Source organism: Ruegeria sp. AH12, assembly GCF_056541465.1.
This window is the reverse complement of record NZ_JBQFYL010000003.1, coordinates 73293-92958: the sequence shown is the minus strand read 5'-3', so window position 1 is coordinate 92958 and position 19666 is coordinate 73293. Positions and strand designations below refer to the sequence as shown.

15 protein-coding genes are annotated in these 19666 nt (G+C 57.1%); 10 read left to right on the top strand and 5 right to left on the bottom strand.

All coding sequences use genetic code 11. The features are described 5' to 3' along the window. Nucleotides 1–7: 7 nt before the first annotated feature. Nucleotides 8–1042, bottom strand: a complete 1035-nt coding sequence (locus ACR0EL_RS07170) for a GlxA family transcriptional regulator (RefSeq protein WP_480499083.1) — start codon at nucleotides 1040–1042, stop codon at nucleotides 8–10. A 627-nt stretch (nucleotides 1043–1669) separates the two neighbouring features. After that, on the bottom strand, nucleotides 1670–2341 hold the full coding sequence (locus ACR0EL_RS07165) for a GntR family transcriptional regulator (protein ID WP_480499082.1): 672 nt from the start codon (nucleotides 2339–2341) through the stop codon (nucleotides 1670–1672). A gap of 103 nt (nucleotides 2342–2444) precedes the next feature. Between ACR0EL_RS07165 and ACR0EL_RS07160 the strand changes: the two genes are divergently transcribed. The 5 genes from ACR0EL_RS07160 to ACR0EL_RS07140 are packed head-to-tail and all read left to right on the top strand — an operon-like array spanning nucleotide 2445 to nucleotide 7300. Then, nucleotides 2445–3047 carry an amino acid synthesis family protein gene (locus ACR0EL_RS07160; RefSeq protein WP_480499081.1) on the top strand — a complete coding sequence of 201 codons (603 nt, stop codon included), beginning with the start codon at nucleotides 2445–2447 and terminating at the stop codon, nucleotides 3045–3047. Next, the gene (locus ACR0EL_RS07155) at nucleotides 3019–3846 is read left to right on the top strand and encodes an alpha/beta fold hydrolase (protein WP_480499080.1); all 828 of its coding nucleotides are present in this window, start codon (nucleotides 3019–3021) and stop codon (nucleotides 3844–3846) included. The genes ACR0EL_RS07160 and ACR0EL_RS07155 overlap by 29 nt, the downstream gene beginning before the upstream one ends. Continuing rightward, nucleotides 3843–4778, top strand: coding sequence for a flavin reductase (locus ACR0EL_RS07150; RefSeq protein WP_480499079.1), 936 nt, complete (start codon nucleotides 3843–3845; stop codon nucleotides 4776–4778). Before ACR0EL_RS07155 ends, ACR0EL_RS07150 begins: the two co-directional genes overlap by 4 nt. Nucleotides 4779–4784: 6 nt before the next feature. Next, nucleotides 4785–5822, top strand: a complete 1038-nt coding sequence (locus ACR0EL_RS07145) for an LLM class flavin-dependent oxidoreductase (RefSeq protein WP_480499078.1) — start codon at nucleotides 4785–4787, stop codon at nucleotides 5820–5822. A 14-nt stretch (nucleotides 5823–5836) separates the two neighbouring features. Continuing rightward, a complete protein-coding gene (locus ACR0EL_RS07140) occupies nucleotides 5837–7300 on the top strand; it encodes an aldehyde dehydrogenase (protein ID WP_480499077.1) in 1464 nt (487 codons plus the stop codon). 25 nt (nucleotides 7301–7325) lie between these two features. Here the strand turns inward: ACR0EL_RS07140 and ACR0EL_RS07135 are convergent, their stop codons facing one another. From ACR0EL_RS07135 to ACR0EL_RS07125, 3 genes are read right to left on the bottom strand one after another with little or no spacing between them, the layout of a single operon-like run. Next, nucleotides 7326–8876, bottom strand: a complete 1551-nt coding sequence (locus ACR0EL_RS07135) for a sensor histidine kinase (protein ID WP_480499076.1) — start codon at nucleotides 8874–8876, stop codon at nucleotides 7326–7328. Continuing rightward, nucleotides 8861–9556, bottom strand: coding sequence for a response regulator transcription factor (locus ACR0EL_RS07130; RefSeq protein ID WP_480499075.1), 696 nt, complete (start codon nucleotides 9554–9556; stop codon nucleotides 8861–8863). The genes ACR0EL_RS07135 and ACR0EL_RS07130 overlap by 16 nt, the downstream gene beginning before the upstream one ends. A gap of 12 nt (nucleotides 9557–9568) precedes the next feature. Then, complete coding sequence (locus tag ACR0EL_RS07125; protein ID WP_480499074.1) at nucleotides 9569–11092, bottom strand: DUF4153 domain-containing protein; 1524 nt, start codon at nucleotides 11090–11092, stop codon at nucleotides 9569–9571. 402 nt (nucleotides 11093–11494) lie between these two features. Between ACR0EL_RS07125 and ACR0EL_RS07120 the strand changes: the two genes are divergently transcribed. Genes ACR0EL_RS07120 through ACR0EL_RS07100 form a run of 5 tightly spaced genes read left to right on the top strand, consistent with a single transcriptional unit; the run spans nucleotide 11495 to nucleotide 19664 of the window. Then, nucleotides 11495–14725, top strand: a complete 3231-nt coding sequence (locus ACR0EL_RS07120) for an adenylate/guanylate cyclase domain-containing protein (RefSeq protein ID WP_480499073.1) — start codon at nucleotides 11495–11497, stop codon at nucleotides 14723–14725. Nucleotides 14726–14750: 25 nt separating this feature from the next. After that, nucleotides 14751–15629, top strand: a complete 879-nt coding sequence (locus ACR0EL_RS07115; protein ID WP_480499072.1) for an encapsulin — start codon at nucleotides 14751–14753, stop codon at nucleotides 15627–15629. Between the two features lie 13 nt (nucleotides 15630–15642). After that, nucleotides 15643–16473, top strand: a complete 831-nt coding sequence (locus ACR0EL_RS07110) for a DUF3237 domain-containing protein (protein ID WP_480499071.1) — start codon at nucleotides 15643–15645, stop codon at nucleotides 16471–16473. Next, entirely contained in the window at nucleotides 16466–18589 is a 2124-nt protein-coding gene (locus ACR0EL_RS07105; protein WP_480499070.1) for a hydroxysqualene dehydroxylase, read from the top strand. Before ACR0EL_RS07110 ends, ACR0EL_RS07105 begins: the two co-directional genes overlap by 8 nt. A 4-nt stretch (nucleotides 18590–18593) precedes the next feature. Beyond that, nucleotides 18594–19664 (top strand): polyprenyl synthetase family protein, encoded by a 1071-nt coding sequence (locus ACR0EL_RS07100; RefSeq protein WP_480499069.1) that lies wholly within the window; start codon nucleotides 18594–18596, stop codon nucleotides 19662–19664. Nucleotides 19665–19666 lie beyond the last annotated feature (2 nt).

The following is a 19666-nucleotide window of genomic DNA, read 5'->3' as shown; positions in this document are numbered from 1 at the left end:
ACAGCATTCAGTGCAGGAAGCTGTCGCGCGTATGCCGAAACTGGTTACGTGCCTGACGGTCCTGCCGGGGCGAAGCGCCAAATTGCTCGGCATATTGCCGCGACATCGAGGTCGGGTTGGTATACCCAACCGCCTGCGCGATCGATGTAAGCGAGTCCTGCGTATAGATCACCAGCTGCCGCGCTGCGCGCAGGCGCAGTTGCCGATAATATTCGCCGGGGCTTTGGCCTACGGCCTGGCGAAAACTGCGCTCTAGATGACGGGCCGATACACCAACCTGCTGCGCGATCTCGCGCGTTGTTAGTGGATACTCAAGGTTCTCGGAAAACAGCCGAACCGCGTGTGAGACCACGGTTGGTAGATGATCAGCGGTTTCATCAGTTTGAAAGGTCGGGGTTTTCTGGCGGATGTTCGGGCTGCGGATCGCGGGGTGCTGAAACCAGCACGCAACCTCGGTCATGATCGCATCACCCAAAGTGGTTTCGATCATATGCAGCGTTAAGTCAAAAGCCGCCGCCGCGCCCGAGGCTGTAAAGCTGCGTTGGTTCACGGCAATCACGTCATCGCTAACCTCGATCTGAGGAAAAGCGTGCTCGAACGCGGTGCGATAAAGCCAGTGCACTGAACAGGTTTGCCCGTCCAGAACACCAGACTTAGCCAATGGAAACACCCCGCCGCTGATCGCGCATAGCCTGGTGCCATGGCGCGACAGGTAGCGCAGCTTGGCGGACACGTCATTTGGCGCGTTGAACTGCCCGTCGGGTTCGGACAGGACAACAAGAAAATCAACACTTTCAACATCTTTCAGCGCGCCGCCGGCCTGAAACTGAATGCCTGCACTACAATCAATCGAAGCGCCATCCTCGGAATACAGCGTCCAGACAAACAAATTTCTCTGCGCGATTTCATTGGCCGCGCGCAACGGTTCGATTACTGATGACAGACAGGCCATCGGAAAGCTGGGAAGCAGTAGAAAACCGACGGAAATCTCTTCACGCCCCTCCAAGCCCAGGTCTTTCAGGGGCGGCGCTGTTTGGGGCATGTCAGCCTCCGTTACTCGTAGTTCAGGCACAAGCCTCAGAGGACCGTACCTGTTTCACACCAAGATGCAAAAAATATTCCCCTCAAGACCATCTAACCAAGAGGGAGCATCTATGTGACATGGTTAGGCGTAATTAACAAATAACGACGGGGAAGCGGGAATAACTTTGGCCAAGATAAGCGAAGACAAAGCGACTCTCTCGCAGAATCCGCATCAGTTGCGCGACAGTGGTAAAAAGAACCTCAAAACCGCGATTGGCTGCGAAATCAAAGCCTTTCGATTGTAATTGGGAACGGCGATATCCGAGTTGTCTGCCCTGACAGGCTCGTCGATCAGTATGTTGTCGAAGATTGAAATTCGTCTTCTCTGATCACATTACAAGCAATGGCAGATGCGCTGCGTGCCCCGATCACTTCGTTCTTTCGCCGCTATGAGGAAACCAGAAACGCCGTGCACACCAAAGCGGGCGAGGGAGGTGGGGTCAACTATCGCTATGGCGATAGGATCAACCCTCACAAACCCGGTTATCACTGTTACTTGATGCGTACGGATCACACGGGTCCGAAGTCCTGGTGGAGCTACCTGCTGAGTATCTGTCGATCATATCTTGTACTGAAACGGCATCAGTCATCCAGCAAACAGCCGTTCCGCGATTTTCGTGGTGTCATCCAGATGTCGCTCGACCGCACTGCGGGCAGCGGCAGGATTGCCCGAGATAATAGCCTCGCAAATCTGTTCCATATGCGCGATGCCGGGCTGATCCCGGTCTGTAGACGACAGGGTCATCATGCGTAGGCGGCTGATCCGCCCATTCAGGCGCTGGACGATATCCCAGGCGATGTGATGCCCTGCGCCATCAAAAATTTCGGAGTAGAAATCTGCCGTCGCACGAAACACAGTACCGGACGTGCTGTCCTTGAACCCGCGTTTGAGGCGACCCAATGCCTGCTTTAGCGCCCTTACACGATCCGACGTCATGTTGCGCGCGCAGTTCTCAGCGGCTGCGGTTTCCAGCATGCGGCGGATATCATAGATCTGGCGCGCATCGTTCCAGGTCATGATCGCGACGATCGGTCCGCGTCCCGGCAAAATCTCTACCAGACCCTCCGCTTCGAGATATCGGATGGTCTCGCGAACCACCGTCCTGCTGACGCCCAGCTGATCGCAAAGCGGACGTTCCACCAGTCTCTCACCAGGCTCGAACGCGCCTTCGATGATCGCCTCGCGCATCCGTTCCTGCACCATGTCGCGCAAGGTGGCAGGAGGGTGATCTATCTTCGTCAGTTTCGATGCCGTCATGGCCAAAGCAGTAGCGGTTTGGTGATTTTTGTACAAGGTATGATTGACAGTTTGTATGATGGTATACCATCTTCTTCTATATCGAATCGCAAGGACCAGCCACATGCCCGCCGAAATCCGCAAAACCCTGCTGCATGTCGAAAACACTCTGATCGAAGGGGGGAAGGTGGCCGAAACCCCGCTGAAGATGATTGCCGCCGTTGCAGTCATCAGAAACCCCTGGTCCGGGCGCGGTTTTGTGGACGACCTGAAGCCCAAGATCCACGATTGCGCGCCGGGTCTGGGAAAGATGCTGACCGACATGGTGCTGGAAGCCGCTGGCGGTGGCGATAAGGTCGAAGGCTATGGCAAAGCTGCCATTGTCGGCGTGAATGGCGAGGTTGAGCACGGCTCGGCCCTGATCCACACATTGCGGTTTGGAAATTTTTACCGCGAGGCCGTGGGCGCGAAATCCTATCTGGCGTTCACCAATACGCGTGGTCCGGCAAACGCTGCGATGCAAATCCCGCTGATGGACAAGAACGATGGCGGGCGGCGCAGTCATTACCTGACCATTCAGCTGCAAGTGGCAGATGCCCCCGCTCCTGATGAGATCATGATCGCATTGGGGGCCTCCATCGGGGGACGACCGCATCACCGCATTGGCGACCGGTATCAGGATCTGAAGGAACTGGGGCATGACGTCGACAATCCTGCAGCTGTCTAAGCCGTTCGGACGGGTCTCATATCTTGAGGCCGGGCAAGCCCAGGCGGGCAAGCACGCACCAGTTGTGCTGATCCACGGCGTTGGCATGCAATCTGCGGCCTGGGCCCCGCAGATCACAGCGCTGTCAAACGCGCATCACGTGATTGCGTTGGATATGCCGGGGCACGGGGGCAGTGACCCGATCCCCGCAGGCTCGGAATTACCTGTCTTTATTGATTGGTTGCATGCTGTCTTGGACGTGCTTGGTCTTAGGCAGGTGAGCCTGGTAGGTCACTCGATGGGGGCCCTGATCGCGGGTGGATTTACCATCGACCACCCTGATCGCGTCTCACGAGTTGCCCTGCTGAACGGTGTATTCTGCCGCGATGCGACGGCCAAACAATCGGTGATTGCGCGGGCTGAACTGATTAGGGCGGGATCATTTGATCTGGAGACCCCTCTGCAACGTTGGTTTGGCGACACGCCCACCGAGCAAAGCGCCCGACAGGATGTGGCAGGGTGGCTGTCAGAAGTCGATATTGAAGGCTACGCCACGGCTTATGGCGCGTTTGCCCGTGGTGATGCGCTTTACGCGGACCAGTTTGACAAGATCGCGTGCCCTCTGCTGGCTTTGACGGGTGAAGGCGATCCAAACTCCACCCCCGCGATGTCGCGGGCGATGGCTAGTGCGGCACCCAATGGGCTTGCCGTTGTCGTCGAAAATCACCGGCACATGCTGAACCTTACGGCACCAGACGAAGTCAATAAGGCACTGGTTGACTGGCTGCATATGCCCGCCGAACAGGACGTGCTGACATGATTGAATTTGACCCAAGCACACTCGATGACCCACACACCCTGCGCAACGCCTTTGGCAGTTTCATGACCGGGGTGACCGTTGTCACCACCCATGACGATGCCGGGGAACCGTTGGGCTTTACCGCGAATTCTTTCACCTCGGTCTCGCTGAATCCGCCCCTGGTACTGGTCTGTCTGGCCAATACCTCCAGCAACTACGAGAGCTTCGCCGCAACGAAGCAATTTGCCATCAACATCCTGTCCGAGGCACAAATCGAGGTGTCCAATACCTTTGCCCGCCCGGTCGAGGATCGGTTTGCAACCGTTGACTGGCAGCCGGGTCCCCATGGCTCGCCCATTTTGGATGGCGTCTGCGCGTGGTTTGATTGCGAGATGCACAAGACCATTGATGCTGGGGATCACCTGATCCTGCTCGGTCAGGTCAAAGCCTTTGATCAGGATATCGCGCCCGGGTTGGGCTATGCGCGCGGCGCCTATGTGACCCCCGCGGCCGAGGCACGGGCGCTAAGCAAACGGTCCGACATGGTGGTTTCCGCCTTGATCGAGAGGGATGGCAAAATCCTGTTGCAGGATGATGGCAACGGCCACCTGACCATTCCCAAGACCGATGATGTAGCGGGCGGTGCAAATGCTGCACTCGCACAGCTGATCCGGGAAAGCGGAATCCACGCCGAGCCCGGGTTCATCTATTCGGTCTTTCAGGACGAAGCGCGCAAACAGCAACATATCTCGTTCCTGTGTCAGGCCGATAGCGGCGACCCAGCAAACGGTGTTTTCACCGAGATTACCGCGTCAACGCTGATGGATGTTTCTGACCCAGCGCTCTGCACGATGTTGGAGCGGTTTGCAGCGGAAAGTCAGCTTGGGAACTTTGGGGTGTATTACGGCAATGAGGTCAGCGGTGAGGTCAAGCCGCTGTCTGGCAGGAGGTAAAGGCGCATGAAATTCTCGCTCTTTGCGCATATGGAACGGATCTCGGAAGATCAGGATCAGAAGCAACTGTATGATGAGTTCATCCAGCTGTGCAAAATCGCCGATGATGGTGGCATGCACGCTGTCTGGACGGGTGAACATCACGGGATGAATTTCACCATCGCGCCGAACCCCTTCCTGAATCTGGTCGACGTGGCGTGTCATACCAAAAACGTGCGGCTGGGCACGGGTACGATCATCGCACCGTTCTGGCATCCGATCCGACTGGCGGGTGAAGCGGCAATGACCGACATCATCACGGACGGTCGTCTGGATCTGGGCATCGCCCGTGGGGCCTACAGCTTTGAATATGAACGTTTGATGCCGGGTATGGACGCTTGGGAAGCCGGGCAACGCATGCGTGAGTTGATCCCAGCCGTTCAGAACCTTTGGCAAGGGGATTACGCACATAAAGGCGAGTTCTTTGAGTTCCCCAAAACAACCTCAGCCCCGCAACCGGTGCAACAGGATGGACCCCCGATCTGGGTTGCGGCACGGGATCCAAATAGCCACGAATTTGCTGTATCAAATGGCTGCAACGTGCAGGTGACTCCGCTGTGGAGCGGCGATGAAGAGGTCACAAGCCTGATGTCCAAGTTCAACGACGCCTGTGCCAAGTTTCCCGACATTCCGCGCCCGCGCATCATGCTGCTGATGCATACTTATGTAGCCAGCGATGAGGCGGATGTGAAACAGGCGGCGATCGAGCTGAACCGGTTTTACAACTATTTCGGCGCCTGGTTCATGAACAAGCGCGAGATCAGACAAGGCCTGATTGATCCGCTCAGCGACGAAGAAATCGCGGCGCATCCGTTTTATTCGCCTGAAAACATCAAGCGCGATCTGGTGATCGGCACGGTTGACAGCGTGATCGACCGTCTGCGCAATTACCAGGCGTTGGGGTATGACGAATACTCTTTCTGGATCGATTCCAGCATGCCGTTCGAGCGTAAGAAAGCCTCGCTTGAGCGGTTTATCAAAGACGTCATGCCGGCGTTTCAATAAAGAGGTGCCGAAAGATGCAGCAGTTTCAACAGTATATTGACGGCGCATTCTCGGACGGTGCGGTGCAGTTTGACAGTCTGGACCCGGCCACCGGTGCGGTTTGGGCGCAGATGCCCGAGGCCAGCGCAGAGGATGCCAATCAGGCTGTCGAGGCGGCAGATCGTGCGTTTTTCTCACCCGAGTGGGCTGGGATGACGGCGACGGCCCGTGGCAAACTGCTGTACCGGCTGGCTGATCTGATCGCAGAAAACGCCCCGCGTCTGGCCGAGCTGGAAACCCGCGATACCGGCAAGATCATCCGCGAAACCTCGGCCCAGATTGCCTATGTCGCCGATTATTATCGCTATTATGCCGGATTGGCGGACAAGATCGAAGGGGCGCATCTGCCCATCGACAAACCGGATATGGAGGTCTGGCTGCGCCGTGAACCCATCGGCGTTGTGGCGGCGGTGGTGCCTTGGAATTCACAACTGTTCCTGTCGGCGGTCAAAATCGGCCCTGCTTTGGCGGCAGGCTGCACGGTTGTTCTGAAAGCCTCGGAAGACGGGCCAGCCCCGATGCTGGAATTTGCCCGCATCTTCGATCAGGCGGGCTTTCCGAAAGGCGTACTGAACGTCATCACCGGAGGACCCGTCGTAGGTGCCACCCTGACCAGCCACCCGAAAGTTGCGCACGTGGCCTTTACCGGAGGGCCGGAGACTGCACGCCATATCGTGCGAAACTCGGCTGAGAACCTGGCTTCGACCTCGTTAGAGCTGGGCGGCAAATCACCGTTCATCGTCTTCGAGGATGCCGATATCGAAAGCGCCGTAAACGCGCAGGTTTCAGGGATTTTTGCGGCAACAGGGCAAAGCTGTGTGGCTGGGTCGCGGCTGGTAATACAGGCCTCTATCAAGGACGAATTCCTTTCACGGCTCAAAACCAAGGCCGAAGCGGTCGTGATCGGCGCGCCCGATGACATGGGCACCGAGGTTGGTCCGCTTTGCACCTTGCGCCAGCGCGATCACGCGGTCGATCTGATCCAGCGATCTGTCGCGCAGGGGGCCAAGTTGATCACCGGTGGGCACCCGATTGACCGGGATGGGTTCTATTTTCCACCCACTATTCTGGATTGTTCGGACGTGCCAGACGCCGATAGCCTGATAAACGAATTCTTCGGCCCGGTCCTGTCGGTTGTTTCGTTCGAGACCGAGGCCGAAGCCATCGCCATTGCCAACGATACAAAGTTCGGACTGGCCTCAGGCCTGTTCACGCAGAACCTGACACGTGCGCACCGCATGATCCGCGCCATTCGTTCGGGCATCGTCTGGGTCAACACTTACCGCGCCGTCAGCCCCATTGCCCCGTTCGGGGGCCACGGTCTGTCCGGTTATGGGCGCGAGGGTGGCCTGCAGGCGGCGCTGGACTACACCAAGATCAAATCCGTCTGGCTGCGCACCAGCGACGACCCGATCCCGGACCCGTTTGTCATGCGTTGATCACGCGGGCGCCCAAAACCAGCCATCACGTCAGGGTAGATGTCTGATCGAATGTGATGACGAAACAAGCGCCTTGTTCGCAAGAACCTATGCTTAACTCTGCCTCAACCGCTTCGGCGGTGGCTTTAACAATATTCAGGCCCATGCCAGTGCCGCCGCTGTCCCTGCGCGTTGTGAAAAAGGGTTGCAGCACTTTTTCAACATTCCCCTCACTGATCCCCGGCCCATCATCTTCGATCCAGAGCGCAGTCTTATCACCTGCTTGATTAACGCTCAGGCGCACACGGTTTGCACCATGCTGATGCGCGTTTTGCAACAGGTGGGTCAGCATGATCGACAATGTGCTTTTATCGACTGGCAGAGGCTGGGTGCTGTCTTCAATCTCTAGCGTCAGTTGCGGAAAGGCCTGCCTCAACTCGGCGGCGATATCGTCCAGACAACAGGTCCCGGTCAGGGCGCTTTGATCGGCCAGGCTGAAGGCGCGCATGTTGGACAGCAAATCCTCCATCCGCGTGCTGCTTTTGTCCACAGCATCCAAAAGCCTGTGCTTTTGGGATTTGGGCAAACCGTCGTCGCGCAGCAGCTCGGCCGCGCCTTTCAGCGCAGTCAGCGGCGATTTCAGCTCATGGGTCACATGGGCCGTATAGGTTTTCAGCGCATCCTGCTTGCTTTGCAGACGCTCGGTTAGGGACTGAAAGCTGCGGCTCAGATCCTCCAATTCGCGCGTGCCCAGTTGATCGGGCGGTTCCCACGGTTGGCCTCCATACCCGGCGGATTGGCTGCGTTGGATCAACAGCCGAATGGGCTGCGTGATAAAGCGCCAGAAAACATAACCAATCAGCGCTGTCGACAGCGCGACAAAGGCCGCCGCCTTGATCAGGTTGAACCGCTCGCCATAGAGGAAACGGAAAATATGGTTCGGTGTCCGGCTGAGATAGACAGCACCAATCAGCGTTTCGCCGTTAAAAACCGGCATTGCCACAAAAACCCGCACCCGCGCGCCGCGGCTCAGGGTATAGAGGGCAGGGGGCCGGTCCTCTCGCAGCCGGGTCCGCGCGACCGAGGCCGTTTCGCCAGACAAGGCAAGCTGCACCTCGGCCACATGGCCCAATCCTTTGTCGATCTCGGCTGTCCCGGCAAAGACATTGCCGTCCGTGTCCAGAAACCGATACCCCGCCAACGTGCGCGCTTGTGCAGCGTCCGAAATACGGGTCAGTGGCGCAGCGATGGCCTGATAATCGCGCCCAGACGATGCGGATACCTGTGTCGCATCCGGGCGCGGTGGCAGGATCGTTTCACGATTGACCGAGAGGGACGGGAAGACGGGATCGTACGTGATGCTTGATGCTGTGTCAGACGTTTGTGACCCTGTTTGTTCGGCGTAAAGCTCGGCAAAGGTGGCAGACATCACCGCCGCTTGAGAAAGCAGACTTTCCTCGGTTTGTTGCACCAGTTGGCTGTCATAGAACCGGAAAAGGATCAGCCCGGCAAAAGGCAGACACAGGACTATTCCCAGCACCAGCAGAACCACGGTCCAAAGGCGGGGGCGCCATCTGCGCGCTAGCCGGAGGTGCATGGACCCATCCTGAGGCCGACGCCATGCACCGTCACGATCCCCTCGGCGCATCCGACAGCAGTCAACTTGGCCCGGATGTTGCGGATATGACTGTCGATGGTCCGATCCGAGACATGGATGTTGTAGCCATAAAGCGCGTCCACCAGTTGCGCGCGCGACAGAACATGATCGGGGCGGGCCATCAAAGTCGCCAGCAATCTGAATTCCGACCCTGTCAACGCCACGTCAGTCGCGCCAAACCGACAGAGATGCCGATCAGGATCAAGCGCCAGATCGCCATGCGCCAGCGCCTGTTCGGGCGACGGCGTCGAGGAACTACCAGTGCGCTTCAGAATAGCCCGAATGCGTGCCACAAGCTCGCGCGGTGAAAACGGTTTGGTCAGATAGTCATCGGCGCCAATTTCCAGACCGACAATCCGATCAACCTCATCATCACGCGCCGTCAGGAACAGGATCGGCACATCCGAGGTTTTGCGGATTTCGCGACACACTTCTAACCCGTCTTTCTCAGGCAGACCAATGTCCAGAACGATCAGGTCAGGGTTTTCTGTTTGGCTGCTTTGAAGCGCTGTGACCCCGTCGGTGGCAAACAGCGTCTCATATCCGGCTTTTTCAACCGCGATCCCGGTCACGTCCAGGATGTTGGGGTCGTCATCGACGACAAGAATGCGAGAGGGCATCAAACGCGTCCTTTAGATGTGTTGCTGATAATAGGCTTGGATTCGCCATCTCCGAAAGCCCCATTCGCGCCATGTGTCGATACGGTTTCGGATTAGGGCATAACGCATCGATCTGCCACACAGCTGTTGGCTGGTCTCAAGCTCGTAGGCGTGGATGACGGGGTAAGCGTCGGTGCCCAGGTTGCAAATATAGTAGCCATCTCGTGAAGCAACATCTCCGTGACGCAGGTTGTAGTTGGCAATGATCTCAGCGAAATTTACAAAGCAGCAGGCATACAATGTGACCAGTGTCGCCACAAAGCACCGCCGCAGTAGCCAGACACGGGTTTGACCCAGGTGGATTTGCATCAAGGTCAGAACGAGCCCAACCATCACCAGTGCCATCCAGATGAAGGCGGCGACCCGCAAATGGGTCAGTGCGTAGGCCTCAACATAGAATTGCAATCGAAAGGCTGCGGTCACCACCAGAAACACGTTCTGCGCAAGCCACAAATAGACCAGCGCCCGCAGCGTTGCGTCGGTTCTGATCATGGAATGGGTTGCCAAGGTGAACAACCCTGCCAGCAAGGCGGTTACGACCAAGGGATAGGCGCCCCGATGGGCATAGGTCGCATAGCTCATCCCCTCAGGCAGCGCGACGCCACCGGTTAGGATACCGAGGTCCATGACCGTTTGCACAAGAAATAGAAGATTGAACAGCATCAACGAATTGCGCACAGACACCGGGTTGATCAAGAAAGCGGATCGGGCAGGCCCGGCCATCGGAGCAACAGGTTGGCGCATCCTTGGACCCAGCCACGGGTCACTAAGGTTCAGGTAAGGCCAGATCAGACAGGCACATATGCCCCAGAACAAGACCCTTAGCCAGAACTCTCTTGCTAGTAGATACTCTGGATCAAGCGCCTCAATCACGTTTTCTAGCACAGGGTTTGCGATGGTCAACAAGGCCAGAAACACCACCCCCATGATCAGAGGTAACATCAGTGACGCTGCGTGGCTTCGCAGGCCCGTGCCCAAATTGACATCGTGTTTTTCCGACAGAACGTCTCGGATCAGCATAGCAGCGCCAATGGTCGGCAAGCGGAACACCAACCGCATTGCTGCGCCTTCGTTCGACTTTCCGCCATAAACAACCCAAACCGCCAGACAGATAACGCCGCCCAGGCTGAACAGCACCGACAGGAACTGCAGATCAATCGCCACCGGCAGATTGCACAAAGCAGTAAATCCGATTGCCCAGATCCATTCCGATCCGCTGGGCCGTTCGCGTTTGGCAAACATGATCGCAGCTGACAGAACCACCGCAAACACCGCAATCGAAATGCCCAGTGGCTGCTTCCAAAACAACCAATCCGCTAATGTGATCAGCGCCGCCAACACCGGGATCGCGTGCTGGATACGAACCGCACTGAGCAATGGGCCATCAGGTTTTATGCTGCGAGGGTGGTCTTGCTGCGGTGTGGTGATCGTTTCCAACCACCACGCATCACGTTTGATGCGGTCGGGAACGCCTTGGATGATCAGCTCTTGCCTCATGTTCTGCCCCTTGTTTGCCAGTCTGATTGTTAGCAAACCTGCCCGTGCCAAATGCAGCTTTACCGATCTGTGCGCGTAGGGATCGAGGGGCTTTTGTGCAAGTTTTGTGCAGGTCGAGAAGGATGGTTATGCGTAGAACAAACCCCAGCATCCAGTCGTGGACTTGCAGAAGAATCGGCATCGATCCTGCAATATCGAATAACGTCGATGCATAAGTCACTAATATTTAGTGAATTGACGTCCGCGTAACTTAAAGTCTGGAAATTTCCTGTAACTTCTGCAAGATACGTCGACACGTTTGGAAATACGCTCTTCCAAAAATATGGATTCGGTGGGGTATTGCCGATATTCTGGCGCAAAGAGCGAGCGTCAGCAGGGGGACACTATCATGGGCGAGGGGTCATGACAAAACTTGTCACCCATTCAACCCGTCTTGGCAAAGTCCTTGCCCAGGCTGAGCTTGAAGAGTTTTTGCCCCGATTTGCTGAAGAAGAAGTCTCGGATGATATTCTCGATGATCTGACCGACCCAGATCTGCGCGATCTGGGCCTGACGGTTGGTCAGCGAAAGCGCTTTCGCCAAGCTCAGATCGTATTGAAAACACTGGATATTGCGGATGACCCGCAGGTTTCTCGCGTAGCCGAACGGCGCCAGTTGACGCTGGTATTTTGCGATCTGGTGGGGTCAACCCAACTGGCTCAGCGCTATGATCCAGAAGAGCTGATGCAGATCATGACGCTGTATCTGGATACCGCCATCGGCACGATGAAACGGCATGGTTGCCACCTGGCATATCGCCAGGGCGATGGGATCATGATGTATTTCGGCTACCCCAAAGCGATGGAAGATGATGCCGAGCGCGCGGTTCGGGCCGTTCTGGAAACCATCGAAGCCGTGCAGAATCTGGATACGAAGTTCGGCGAAAACCTGAATCTGCGCGCCGGTATTGCCACGGGCCTTGTCGTTGTGGGTGTCGTCACCTCAAAAAGCCTAGGGACAGAGGATTTTCTTGTCGGTGAAACTGCCAACCTGGCCTCGCGCCTACAAGGACTTGCCAATCCGGGCGAGGTAATCGTTTCTTCGGAAACGCAGCAGCTGACCAAAGGCACGTTCGAATTCGAGCCGCGCGGCAGTCATGAACTCAAAGGGTTTCAGAACGAACGCACCGTGTATCGCGTGGTGTCCGAGACACTGTCATCCAGCCGCTTTGATGCGCGGTCAGGGCCATCGGCTGTGACGCTTGTTTCTCGACAGAACCATCTGTCGACGCTGACGGACCTGTGGGAGCGCGCCAAGGCTGGCACAGGTCAATTGGCCTTTGTTGGCGGCGCGCCGGGAATTGGCAAGTCGCGTTTGATAAAATCACTGTCCGAAACGCTGGGCACTGAACCCATTACGCTGCAATGTGTGCCCCATCTGGCCAGTTTGCCGCTACATCCGCTTCAGGGAAAGCTGCGCAGCCTGTCACGCCATGGCTCTGACGAAACAGACGTTCGCGCTGCGATCTCGAAGTTTGCTGAACGCTCGTCCCGGCTGACCGAAGCAGATGTTCCCCTGTTGGTGGACCTTGCGGGCCTTGCTACGGAAACACCAATCGAATCCGACCCGATGAAAAAGGCGCGCATGTCGTTGGACATGTTGATCCGATGCACGGCCAGCATCTGCGACTACAACGGCTCGATGCTGCTGGTATTGGAAGATGTGCATTGGGCGGACGCCACAACACTAGATGCGCTGGATGCGCTGTTCGGCGTGTTGGAACAATTCCCGATCCTTGTGGTCATGTCACACCGTCCAGAATACCAGCCGCCCGAGCATTTCACTGGTCGGGCAGAGTTCATTGACTTGACCCCGCTGGGTAAAACCGAAGCATCTGAACTGGTGCGTCGCGTAGCGGAACCGCGCAGCCTGCCCGTGATCCTGATCAGGCAGATCATCGAAAAGGCGGATGGTGTTCCGCTTTATATCGAGGAAATGACCAAAGCCGTTCTGGATCAGCTGCCACAGGACGCGCCGATCGATACCGCTGTTCTGGATGCATTGAGCATTCCGACGACCCTGCAAGATTCGCTGATGTCACGTCTTGACCGCATGGAAAATGCGAAACCGATTGCACAGCTTGGATCAGTGATCGGCCGCAGCTTCACCGCGCCGATGATCCGTGCTGTTGCACCAGAAGATACCGATGTGGATGCGGCTTTGATCCAGTTGATGGCTGCCGGGCTGGTGCTGGCCACAAGCAAGGCAGGCACTGCCACATACACCTTTAATCACGCGCTTGTTCAGGATACCGCTTATAGCTCGTTGCTGCGTGATGACCGCGAGAAGATCCATCTGAAGATTGCTCAGGCTCTGTTGGACGGTAACAAGGCCTTTGGCACGCCCGCCCCGGATACGGTTGCCCACCACTGCGATCTTGGCGGGCTGAATGATGAAGCGGTGACGCATTGGGTGACCGCCGGGGAACAAGCCCTCTCGCGGCTTGCGAACCTACCTGCCATTTCAGCCTTCCGGGCCGCACTGCGAAACATCGAAACGCTGCCCGGTGCCGCCGAACGGGATGGGCTGGAATTGCGCGTTCAGATGAACGTGCTGCCTGCCTATATGGCGATCTACGGCTGGTCCTCGGATCAGGTTGCCCAAACCGCCGCACGCGCCATGGAACTGGCGCAGGCGCTTGGCGACGGCGAAACGCTGTTTGCGGCCACCTTCTGCCGCTGGACCCATTTCTTCGTGGCTGGCGAAATGAATCGCGCGATGGAAATGGGGCAGGCGCTTGATGGGATGGCAAGCGTGGCAAAGGACCCCGTTACCAACGTTCTTGCGGCGCGCGCGTTGAGTTTCACACACTACTTTCAGGGTGATTTCGAGGCATGCCAGGCTCAGGTCGCCCGAGGGCTTGATCTGATCTCGCCGGAACTGGATGCGGCGACGCTTCCAATGACGCAGTCCTCGACCGCCGCATCCCTGCATGCGATCCGGGGCTGCCTGTTGTGGCAATTGGGCCAGTTTGACGAGGCTGAAGCCGCCCGTCTAGAATCAATCGAGATCAGTCGATCCCTGAAGCACGCACCCAATCTGGTTTACATCATGGGCGCCTGTTCGATGTTCCTGCCTTATGCGGGTGAATGGGAACGGATGGACAAAACGATGAAAGAAGCCCGCCAGATCGCGGATGAGGAAGGGTTTCTGTATCTGCATGCGATGCAGGACATCTATATGGGGCTTGCACAGGCCGGAATGGGCGATGTCGACGGTGGTGCAACGCGCGTAGAGACCTATATGGACATGGTCTCGAACGCGGGCGGCAATTTTACCTTCCCGCAAAACCAGATCGTTTTGTCCGAACTGCAAATCGATCAGGGCAATATCGAACAGGCACTGGACCGGCTTGAACGTATTTGCCAACCCGGATGGGCCCGGGGAGAGCTGTTAAACAAGCCTGAATATCACCGCGTCCGGGCCAAGGCCTTTGCCGCACTGGGCGATATAGACAAAGCTATGTCCGAAGCGGAAACTGCGCTACAATTGGCCCAAGATACTGGTGCCATTGTATTAGAAGATCGTGCCCGGCGGCTGTTGGAAACGCTGAGCGCTGAAACAACAATAGATAAAGCTGCCAATATTAATTGAGCAGTCCCAACAGGAGGGATTTTTGATGACCGAAGCACTTGATTGGAGTCAAGAGCAGTGGAGTACCATAAGTCAGGTTGTTCACGATGAAGCGTTGCGCGCCCGTGTTGCGGCCAGCTTCCTGCCGCTTTATGGGCCTCTGCCCGCCGACACCCAAGCCGTTCCCTTGAACAGTCTTGAACTTGCTGCATCGCCGGGCGGGGCCGCGAAGCGCTTTGTCGTGAATGACTACGACACAACCCGACTGTCGACAGTGTCGGTCAATGTTTATCTTAAAAACGCCCAGATGTCGGATCCTGAATTGTCCGCGGCACAGATCATGTTCCGCCGCGCAGCCGCAGTAGTTGCCCGCGTAGAAGATCTGATTGTCTTCATCGGCCAACCCGGCACCGGAAAAGGCCCGACCCCAGTAGGCCCCGAAAAGCTGCCCGAAGTTTATACGGTCAGCGGTGGCGGCAAGTATGATGGCCTGTTGCAAGAAGGGGCTAAAAACCCGACCACAGGCACCAAAGCCGGGGCTACACCCACCGGAGACGAAGTCTTTCAGGCGGTTGTCGCCGGGATCAACAAGCTGGAGACCGAAGGCCATCTGGGGCCATTTGCCTGTGTAATGGGCAACACTCTGTTCCGGGCAGTTACGACGCCTTTGCCAAACTCGATGGTTTTGCCGCGCGACAGCATTCTGCCGTTCCTGGATGGTCCGCTGCTGCGTTCGGGCGCTATTCCAGAGGACAAGGCCATTCTGGTCTCCCTGCAAGGTGCACCGATTGAGATCGTCGTGCCATCGGATATCTCGGTGAAATATCTGCAAACTTCGGCCGATGGTGACAATATCTTCCGTGTCCAGCAGAAGTTCCGCCTGAGGGTCAAAGAAGGCGAGGCCGTCACCACAATCTCGTTCTGATCTGGACATGGTCATGCGCGAGTTCACCGATAAAGGGGTTACTCTGCGTTGGTCCGAGGCGGTCACGCAGGTTGCCAGTGGTGTACAACGGGTTCTGGTTGAGGCCGGACCCGCAGTGTCATCCCACGACACGCTGCGCTTGATCTTCTCTGAAAACGGCGGGCCTGAACGCGCGGTCCGGGGGTGGCCTGTAGGCTGTGATCCGCAGACTGGAATGCAGCAATTTGCGGCAGCTTTGCCAATAGCCATGAAAGGGCACCCTTTGGCATGGCGGCCGGTTCTGACTGCGAGTGGACGAGAGGTCGACCCGGGCCAACAGACGATAGCGAAGCCTGAACCTGCCAAAATAACAAAGGCGGATCAGCCGTCACCATCTCTGGAACATATTGCGCATTTCGTTGTGCCCTTTGAGGCGAATTTCCATGCAACGGGCGAAACCCCGGATGGCGTTTGGCTGCATTTTGCCATCCGCGAAGGCGGCACAGTAACGGGTCCAAAGCTGAGCGGCACAATTGAACCCGTTGGCGGCGATTGGATGCAGGTCCGTCCGGACGGCGTTGGTAACCTGCATGCCAAGGCGATGATCAAACCCTCAGATGGTGGCGCGCCGATCATGTTCGATGACAGCGGCATCTGTGATTTTGGGCAATCTGGGTTCACTGCGCTTTGCAAGGGGCAGTTGCCCGCCACCGCCCCCGTGCGCATCGCCTCTCGATATCTGACGTCAAACGCGCGCTATACTTGGTTGAACCGGGTGCAGGGATTTGGGATTGGGCAGGCTAGCCTGTCTGATGTGACTCTACGTTTTGACGTCTATTCCGCGAAAGGAACATCCGATGGCTAAGAAGGTCGTCATACTGGGCGGAGGCGTGGCCGGGATGAGCGCCGCGCATGAGCTGATCGAACGCGGCTTTGAAGTTGAAGTTCACGAACGCCAGCTGATTGCAGGCGGCAAGGCTCGCAGCATTCCCGTGATGAAAAGCGAAGATGATCGCGGGTCAAAGGCTAAGCATATCAAGGCGTTACAGCAATGGGTTGATATGGATGGCGCAGATTTCCCGCCGGGCGTCAAACGCCCATGGCTACCGGGCGAGCACGGGTTCAGGTTCTTTCCGAATTTCTATCGGCACATCACCGATACGATGGCGCGCACGCCCTATTACGATAAAGGCACCTGCTACGACAATCTGATGCCAACCACTCAGGTGCTGGTCAGCCAGTTCGACAAGCCGGGCATTATCGTGCCCGAACGGTTTCCACGCTCGTTGAAGGAATTCGCCGACGCGCTTAAGACGTTCGCCTATACGATCTCACCTCGAGACCAGATTGGTTTTGAAGATGTTGAACATTTCCTCAGCTGCATGTGGCGGATCGCCACTTCGTGCAAAGAGCGCCGCGATGACGAATATGAGCGCACCGGCTGGTGGGATTTCATAGGGGCCGAGGAACGGTCAGAGGCATATCAGAAATTCCTGGCCATCGGTCTGACGCGATCACTGGTGGCGGCCAAGGCGAACACGGCCAGCACAAAGACTGTTGGTGACATCGCGATTCAGTTGCAGATGGGGATTGCCACACCCGAGCCCCATTGTAACAGGCTGCTGAATGGCCCGACCAATCTGGTCTGGATACAACCCTGGCTTAACTATCTTGAAAGCAAAGGGGTGGTCTACAAGTTCGACTCGAAAGTGACCGGGATCGAATGCCAGGACGGGCGCATTGTCAGCGCAACGGTCGAACGCGATGGACGGCAGGAAACAGTGACCGGAGACTGGTTCATCAGCGCCTTGCCGATCGAACGGATCGCTCCACTTGTGACCCCCGCCATGACTGCCATTGACCCCGCCTTGGCCAAGCTGAAACTGCTGGCCGAAAACGTGCAGTGGATGAATGGCATCCAGTACTACCTGACAAAAGAGGTCGAACTGACCCATGGTCATGTGATCTTTATCGACAGTCCTTGGGCCTTGACCGCCGTGTCGCAGAAACAGTTCTGGCCCGATATCAACTTCGAGAATTGGGCCGAGGGTAAGACAAAGGGCTTGCTGTCCATCGATATCTCTGAGTGGGATAAGCCCGGGATGAATGGCAAGACCGCGCGCAACTGCACCCGCGACGAGATTGCAGATGAAGTCTGGGCACAGCTCAAGCGCAGCCTCAACGTGGATGGCCAAACCATTCTGCGGGACGAAGATATGCACTATTGGTTCCTCGACCCCGATATCGTGGCCGACCCGGAACATCCCTCTCGCATGACCAATGTGGAACCGCTACTGGTCAACCGCATCAACACATGGCGCCTGCGTCCAAACGCGGCCACGCTGATCCAGAATTTCTTTTTGGCGTCGGACTATGTGCGCACGTACACCGACCTCGCCACGATGGAAGGCGCGAACGAGGCCGCCCGTAGGGCGGTCAACGGCATCCTGCGGCGCAGCGGGTCGGATGCCGAACGCTGCAAGATTTGGGATCTGCACGAACCTGACATCCTGCGCCCGTTGCGCGCCTATGACTACGCGCGGTATCAGGCTGGCTTGCCCTGGGATGAGAGGTTTTCCGAGGCAGTTCAAGCCTCGTTGCGGTCTGCACAGGATACTACCGGGACAACCGGCGGTGGCGAGGGACCTTTGGCTGCGGTGGGACCAGCGGCCGACGAGTACTCGAAACCTGGTGGAGTTGTCGAAGAACCTGCCGTGGCAGACGCGCTGCGCATGGTCTGCCCACCAGAAGCCTTGTACGATCTGATGGCGTCTTACGTGCCAGGCGTCGACGTTCCGATACCCGGCGCTGAACAGGCCGAGACAGCTGCCCTGGATGTCGTCGGAAATAGTGCCGAACCCTCATCGTTGCCCGGGATCAATCGGGTGATGGGGACGTCTTTGAACTCGAAGTCTAACCCGGGCGGCGGCGCTGCAGGTGGCACCTCGGGTCGCAAAGTCATTATTACGCAGAAGGGCTGAACCAGTGGGCGCATCAACCGCGCAATTGGATCCGGCGGCAACGCAGGGTTTTCTTGAGCAACTGACCCACTATGGGGATCAGGCGCGCCAGGCGTTGATGGCGCGTTTGCCCTTGAGCGAGCCGCAGGACTATCTGTACGGCCCGATGCGCGACTACATCGAAACCTCTGGCAAAGGCTTGCGCCCCGCACTGCTGCTGGCCACATGCGAGGCGTTCGGTGGTAAAACCGATGACGCTATGGTCTCGGCTGCGGTTATCGAGCTGCTGCACAATGCCTTTCTGATCCATGACGACATCGAAGATGTCAGCGACTTTCGGCGGGGCAGGGAGTGCATGCATAAACGCCTTGGCGTACCGATGGCCATCAATACCGGCGACGGTATGCAGGCGATGGCCCTGCGTCTGCTGCGCGACAATCTTGACCCCCTCGGCCCGGAAACATCAGCCCGCGTTCTGGATGAGTTTGACCACCTTCTGATGCAATCTATCGAAGGCCAGGCGATTGAACTTGGCTGGATCCGGGACAATCGGCTGGATGTGACCCCTGCCGACTATCTGAACATGTGTCTGAAAAAAACCTGCTGGTACAGCTTCATCCATCCGATGCGGATCGGAGCGCTGATTGCGCGACCGGAAGATGTCGCCTCGGGTAAGCTCAATCTGGACGATTTCAACGCGTTTGGCTTCTTTCTGGGTGCTGCATTTCAGATACAGGATGATGTTCTGAACCTTGTCGGCAGTCAGGATAAATATGGTAAGGAAATCGGCGGCGATATCTACGAAGGTAAACGGACCTTGATGCTAAGCCAGTTGAGCCAGCATGGTGAAACGCGCGAGAAAGACCGGCTGACTCAATTCCTGTCCAACCCAAGGCAAGACAGGTCGGCCCATGATGTAGACTGGGTACTGGACCGGATGCATCACTACGGATGCGTCGAATATGCGCAACGTGGCGCAGATGATCTGTTACAATCCGCCCGTCAGGAATTCGAACATGTCTTTGCCGGTGCCGAAGGCGGGCCGCGTGCTTTCCTGGGTCAGTTCATGGATTATCTGGTCGAAAGGCAGGTCTAGCG